The sequence below is a fragment of the Carnobacterium sp. genome (genome assembly GCF_049673005.1).
Lineage (GTDB): Bacteria > Bacillota > Bacilli > Lactobacillales > Carnobacteriaceae > Carnobacterium_A.
In genome coordinates, this window is the sequence record NZ_JBATXB010000025.1 from 1 (window position 1) to 2158 (window position 2158).

3 protein-coding genes and 1 pseudogene are annotated in these 2158 nt (G+C 33.9%); 3 read left to right on the forward strand and 1 reads right to left on the reverse strand.

All coding sequences use genetic code 11. The annotated features are described in order from the left end of the window. From WBF61_RS02225 to WBF61_RS02235, 3 genes and pseudogenes are all read left to right on the forward strand, one after another. A partial coding sequence (locus WBF61_RS02225) for a beta-N-acetylglucosaminidase domain-containing protein (RefSeq protein ID WP_424253530.1) occupies nt 1-1026 on the forward strand: 1026 nt, incomplete at its 5' end. Further along, entirely contained in the window at nt 1023-1400 is a 378-nt protein-coding gene (locus tag WBF61_RS02230) for a hypothetical protein (RefSeq protein WP_424253532.1), read from the forward strand. The genes WBF61_RS02225 and WBF61_RS02230, both read left to right, overlap by 4 nt. Before the next feature lie 37 nt (nt 1401-1437). Then, nucleotides 1438-1584, forward strand: a pseudogene (locus tag WBF61_RS02235) (hypothetical protein); the annotation flags it as partial. A gap of 65 nt (nt 1585-1649) precedes the next feature. Here WBF61_RS02235 and WBF61_RS02240 read toward each other — a convergent pair. Beyond that, nucleotides 1650-2158, reverse strand: a 509-nt coding sequence (locus WBF61_RS02240; RefSeq protein WP_424253534.1) for an ABC transporter permease, incomplete at its 5' end; no start/stop codon positions are given.

The following is a 2158-nucleotide window of genomic DNA, read 5'->3' on the forward strand; positions in this document are numbered from 1 at the left end:
GATTATACTCAAATAAAAGATAGTAACGTCTTAAATGCTAAACTCAAACAATTAGTTGATAGCGGTATCAGAAACTTCGGATTGCTATTAGATGATATTGATTACTCGTTAAAAGGAAATGCTAAGAAGAAATTCTCTTCAGCTGCTAGTGCTCATGCTTATCTCATTACCCAAGTTGACACCTTTTTGAAAAACGAATTAGAAGACTATCGCTTAGTTGTTTGTCCCACGGAATATGATAACTCTTATGATTCAGCTTATCTCGAAATTTTGAGTAAAAAAATGCCTATTGGAATCCCTCTATTTTGGACAGGACCTGCTACTTTAGCCTCTCAAATTACAACTGATGACATAGAAAAAATGGCTCGTATTTATAATCGGCCAATGATTATTTGGGATAATATTCCCGTAAACGATTATCAAAAAGACTACGAGCTTCTTTTTTTGAGTCCTTATGAAAACCGTTCGCCACTGCTAAGTCAATCAAAATATAATGTTTTAGGCATTGTTTCTAATCCAATGGCCCAATGGGAGTTATCTAAATTAACAATACAAACTATGAGTCAATTTTTATGGGACTCTAGCAGTTATAAACTTGCTGATAGTTGGAATAAAACATTGGCTGCTTACTTACCAAGTGATTATTTAAACGCATTAAAACTATTTACTGCCTTTAATCCGAATAAATACACTCGAGCAGTCCTGACCTTTGAACAAAAACAAGCCATTTGGAATAAAGATATTCCTTTTATCACAGCACAATTAGAACAGCTACTAAAAGCCAGTCGTAAACTTGCAGAAGTAAAAAATGATGACTTTCAATCTACTATTGGTCCTTGGTTAAAACGTGTAGAGCAGGACTTAACTTACTGGGATAGTATAAAAAAGGGGACTAAAGAAGAAATAAAAAAAGTACAGCTAGTCCTAAACAAGTCTCAAGCTAGACTCGGAACAGACCTTCCTGCTGAATTTGTTAACTACTGGAACTTAATTGACGAAACAATTGTATTGGAGAAAAACGAATGAGCTGGGAACTTATCGGCGGAACTAGCGACTGTCAAAAAGCTTTTTATACCATAATACATTGGCTAGAGCATTCTCATGAATTAAAACCAATAAACATTACTTACGAAGTGAAGGATAATAGTCAACTCACGATAGCCTATAATCCTATTACCAATCAAGCTTTCATTACTGGACACAAAAAGGTTCATCTTTTTCTTTTTCGCGGTTTAAGACTTCTAGTAGAGATGCAAAAATCAGGTGTTACTGAAAAAGTAGAAGAAATGCAATTTGATGAATTAAACTTTCTGTTGGACGCTTCCAGATATGCCGTTATGACTGTAGATAGTATCAAACAATTTATTATTATTTTAGCTCTGATGGGAAGTTTTAGATAACCGATATGGTGGATTGCTACAATGATTAAAAACAACTCGCCAAAAAATAGAGACCTATTTATCTGGAGAAATAAATAAAATAGAAGAATTAGAAGAAAAGAGGCTCCCTTTCTTGTCTGGGACAACTCCTTTATCTATACATGTACCTGAATATACTACTATTGTTTTCTCAGGTTACCATTAATTTATCTGGTCTGTAATTATAAACTAACCGCCCACTAAACGTTTAGTGAACGGTTTTATTTATAATTACTTGCGAGCTAATGGATTACGTGAAATTTTATTAAAGTCAGCACGGACAAACGAATTCGTTGCTAAATACAAAAATAAAGCTCCGAAAATGGCGATGATACCCCCACTCATCCATGGCGTTATAATAAAGCCATTTAGATCAAACGCTAAACCTAATTTCAACCATCCTTCTTGAGACAATCCTCCTTTTTCTAACATAATTGTTCTGAAAAAGGCGGTTGTATAAGTCATAGGATTAAAATAAGAAACAAATTTAAGCACACTTGGTAAGAAATCTATCGGAATGTAGGCGCCGGATAAGAATGTAAAAGGTAAAACAACGGCTTGCTGCACAACTTGAAAGGTAGAAGAGCTTTTTACCATTGAAGCTAAAAATAATCCTAATCCTGAAAAAACTAAGCCGACTAACATTAAAGCAAATAAAACATATAGAATTGTTACCCAATTTTCAAATCTCAATCCTGTAAAAAAGCCAATAATTAAAATAAGAATTCCTTGAGCAGTTG

Bases quoted from the DNA above. Each gene is read 5' to 3' on its own strand.
- WBF61_RS02230 (WP_424253532.1), top strand. From the start codon at position 1,023: ATGAGCTGGGAACTTATCGGCGGAACTAGCGACTGTCAAAAAGCTTTT.